The 3,169-nt window shown below is 58.9% G+C and carries 4 protein-coding genes; 3 read left to right on the top strand and 1 reads right to left on the bottom strand.

The features are described from left to right. Positions 1-233 precede the first annotated feature (233 nt). From QXF46_09545 to QXF46_09535, 3 genes are all read left to right on the top strand, one after another. Positions 234-659 carry a hypothetical protein gene (locus QXF46_09545; protein ID MEM0227105.1) on the top strand — a complete coding sequence of 142 codons (426 nt, stop codon included), beginning with the start codon at positions 234-236 and terminating at the stop codon, positions 657-659. 513 nt (positions 660-1,172) lie between these two features. Beyond that, positions 1,173-1,610: a HepT-like ribonuclease domain-containing protein gene (locus tag QXF46_09540; GenBank protein MEM0227104.1), complete on the top strand. Its 438-nt coding sequence runs from the start codon at positions 1,173-1,175 to the stop codon at positions 1,608-1,610. Then, positions 1,588-2,046: a hypothetical protein gene (locus tag QXF46_09535; protein MEM0227103.1), complete on the top strand. Its 459-nt coding sequence runs from the start codon at positions 1,588-1,590 to the stop codon at positions 2,044-2,046. Before QXF46_09540 ends, QXF46_09535 begins: the two co-directional genes overlap by 23 nt. A gap of 495 nt (positions 2,047-2,541) precedes the next feature. On the opposite strand, the gene QXF46_09530 is transcribed toward QXF46_09535, so the two are convergent. Further along, complete coding sequence (locus QXF46_09530) at positions 2,542-3,096, bottom strand: YbhB/YbcL family Raf kinase inhibitor-like protein (GenBank protein MEM0227102.1); 555 nt, start codon at positions 3,094-3,096, stop codon at positions 2,542-2,544. Positions 3,097-3,169: the final 73 nt, after the last annotated feature.

Raw genomic sequence — 3,169 nt, 5'->3', positions numbered from 1 at the left:
GGGGTTACCCTGTGCGGGGCCCGATGAGCGGTGACATGGGCCCCGATGAAAGTGGGGCTCGAGTCGGGAGGGCCCAAGGGGTTAAAACCCCGAACCCCCTCTATGCTTGAGTGAGAAGCTTATTAGCCCGAGATCGAGCGTCAACTCGGTGTAGAGCTTGGCTAAGGTGGGCAGGATCGTTTTCAGGAGGGTGGCCCGAGTGGGTCGGATCAAGTTCCGGGGTGTCCGGGAACGTGGCGGTGAGAGTCAGGCTGGTAATCAGGGGTAAGGAGGGGAGAGTGGAGGAGGTGGCTTTGCTCAATAGCGGCTACGAAGCTCCAACGCCTCAACTGATGATCCCCACCTCTACGGCTAGGAGGCTGGGCATGTGGCCACCCACGGCCGACGCTAGAGAGGCTGACGTTGATACCGCGGGAGGCCCGCTCAGAGTCTGGTACTACCCGAGAGCGGCGCTGGTAAAGGTGGTTACCGCGGACGGAGTAGAGTCTAGAGAGGTGCTGGCTGACGTGCTCGTATCTCCGCTGACCGATGAACCCCTCATCAGCGACCAGCTCGCCGAGGAGCTCGAAATAGCGGTGGAGGCCTTCGGTAGAGGGCTTTGGAGATTCCGCTGGGAACCCTCAGGGAAACTGAGACCCTCCGAGCCGAAGCCGAGTTAGCACTTACGCGCTACACACCACTCCTCACGCTTTACCCCGCCGTGAGAGCAGAAACGGGAGCGTGCCCGTATGTCAACCCCGGCATTATAGCCGCTTGGCAGCTCAGCTCCTTCGCTGCGCACATCGCTCGCCTTGAGCGCCGGGGGGTGAACATCGGGGCTCGGAGGGCACTGAGTGAATAAACCGGTTTTACCTATCTCTACACTGTTGGATAATTTTGGCGAGGAGGCTTTCTCGCTAGGCGTGCCGTAGGAGATTAATGCAAGTGAGAACTTCCACTGCGATGAATCCCTCTAACAACATAGGGCATTAGGTTCAGCGCTTCCATTGTGACCAAACTGAAGCAAGCACGCATCTTCGCTCCCAATGTACAGGGGGGTTTGAGTATGATCGCGTGAACGAATCGGTGGATACTTGGCCGGCCTTTTCACTTGATGCTTCACAGGCGTAGCATGCTTGCTGCTGGGGGGTGCTTGAGGGAAGGTACAAAACTGTGTTCTCGCCTTTAAAACTGTGACCCGAGTGGATAGGGATGTCTTCAACAGGTTTGTGCGTGAGGCCCTGGATGCGCTTAACGAGGTTAAGAGTATCGTTTCAATGGGCGTTGACGAGTTCCTCGCAGATAGGAGGGCGAGGTACAGCTTGAGGTACTGCATAGTAGTGATGGTTGAGGCGCTAGCAGACCTTTCTGTCACCATCCTCGAGAAGGATTTTAACGATGCTGCTGAGAGCTACCGGGAAGCTTTCTTCAAACTCGCGAGCCATGGGGTGATAAGCCTAGATACCTGCAACAGCATGGCTAAGCTGGCTTCGTTGAGAAACCAGGTGGTTCACAGGTACTGGGCTATAGACGACCTGAGGATCTATAGGGAGGCTAGGGAGGGGGGTATAGAGGCGGTTGAACGCTTCATCAAAGAGGTGGAGGGGTATGTCGAGGCTAAGGGCTCTTGAAGAGGGGAGGCGACGGCCCAAGTCGATGCCTTGGGAGGAAAGGGGGAAGGTGCTGGAGCTTTTACGGGGACTCCTGTACGAGCGGGGGGAGGTGCTTTTAGCGGTTGTGCACGGGGGGTTTGTGAGCTCAAATATCTTCCGGGATGTTGACGTGGCCGTCTACACGGGGTACGCGGTGAGCTACGATAGTGAGCCGGTGTACATCGACGAGCTCCGAGAGTGCTTGGAGGAGAAGGTTGGCCTCCCCATCGATGTCCAGCTGCTCGATTACGCTCCCCCCTCATTCAGGCTGGCAGCGCTCAGGGGGAAGCTGCTCTTCGAGAAAACCTGTGGTTTGAGAGCGACTTTAAGGCTCCACGCGGCTGAAGAGCTTGAAGCACTGCAGCTTAAAAGGAGGAAAGCGCTGAGCTTGTACTCCTGCCCAAAATCAACGTGACGCGGAAGGCCTCACCCCAGAGGTAGGGAAGGAGCTGTGCCTCTGCTCCCAGTAGGTTGTCTCCCCAGTTTAGGGGCCGGGTTGAGGACGCCTTAACCAATGCTCTAGATGAGAGGCGAGGTGAAAGACCCTTCTACTCGCTACTGTGCGAGCTTTTGATAGGCGTAAGCGTTCTCCGCTCAAGCCTGAGTATTACAGCTTAACCAGCTGGGGACGGGTTACGCCTTAACTTAGTTCAACAGCCTCCACTTCATAGCCGCAGCCCTCGTGGACCTAGGGCTCTTGAGCTGCGTTGGGCGCTACGCGGTAGTTAAGGAGCTGAGCATCTGCTGGAGGAGCGGTTCACCGTAAGCTCGCGCTTAAGCTTCGCCGAATCCTATCCCGCGGAGCAGACCGGGGGCGCTCCTCCGGCTTAGCGCTTCCCGCTCACCACTCCTCCGGCCTACCGCTCTTAAGCGGGCTTGCCCGGGTGCGGGCGGCGAGCTGCCTCTCCTGCTACTTCCTCCCGTACCTGCCCATAGTCTCCGCGACAGCCAGGACGTGCCCCTTCGCCGCTCTGAGCACGTCGCTCAGCCTAGCCCCTTCACCCAAGTTCAGCTTAGTGTCGAGGGCGAAGAGGACGAAGAAGTACCTGTGAGTTGAACCACGGGGCGGGCAGGGGCCTCCGTAGCCCACCTGGCCGAAATCGTTCAGCCCGCTCACGCCAGCCCCCAGCTGGTACTCAGTGGCTGAGCCCGGTATGTCGTAGACAACCCAGTGGATGAAGGTGCCGCTAGGGGCATCAGGGTCGTACACCACCAACAGGTAGCTCACGGTGCCCTCCGGCTGCCCCTTCCACCTCAAAGCGGGCGGCGCGTTCCGGCCGTCGCACGTGAAAGCGGCCGGGATCTCCCCGCCGTACGGGAAGTCCGGGCTCTCGAGCGTGAAGGTGTGCTTCGCCTCACTCTTCAAGTCGTCAAGCGAGACTTCCCCTCCAACCCTGAGGAGCGCGAAGAGCCCGATTACGGCCACCGCGGCCGCGAGAAATGCGAGCAGCAACTGCCTCCGCACGGTACAATTGCTGAACCACCCCTTATAAACCCCGCCCAAGGCAGGTTAGCAGGCGCGCTACAGGCCCGGTACA

The organism is Thermofilaceae archaeon, assembly GCA_038731975.1.
Taxonomy (GTDB): Archaea; Thermoproteota; Thermoprotei; order Thermofilales; family Thermofilaceae; genus JANXEW01.
The sequence above is the reverse complement of the archived record's forward strand: the minus strand, read 5'-3'. Positions and strand labels throughout refer to the sequence as shown.

Excerpts from the sequence above, each read along its gene's own strand:
- QXF46_09535 (MEM0227103.1), top strand. The coding sequence starts at position 1,588 with ATGTCGAGGCTAAGGGCTCTTGAAGAGGGGAGGCGACGGCCCAAGTCG.